Source organism: Vibrio sp. 10N.222.46.A1 (genome assembly GCF_041473595.1).
GTDB lineage: Bacteria > Pseudomonadota > Gammaproteobacteria > Enterobacterales > Vibrionaceae > Vibrio > Vibrio tasmaniensis_A.
In genome coordinates, this window is sequence record NZ_JBFRSN010001196.1 from 1 (window position 1) to 205 (window position 205).

The 205-nt window shown below is 47.8% G+C and carries 1 tRNA gene; it reads right to left on the reverse strand.

The annotated features are described in order from the left end of the window. Positions 1-6: 6 nt before the first annotated feature. A tRNA-Tyr gene (locus tag AB4496_RS25160) sits at positions 7-91 on the reverse strand. Between the last annotated feature and the right edge of the window lie 114 nt (positions 92-205).

Below are 205 nucleotides of genomic sequence, written 5' to 3' on the forward strand. Positions count from 1 at the left end.
AGAATATGGTGGAGGGAGACGGATTCGAACCATCGAAGGCAGTGCCGGCAGATTTACAGTCTGCTCCCTTTGGCCACTCGGGAACCCCTCCAGGGTGTGTCTTACTTTTCACAAAGTAAGCCTAAATTGATGTTTTCCCATAAGCCCATCAATCAGGTTGTTCTCTTAACTCTCGAAAGAGGTAAGAAGAATATGGTGGAGGGAG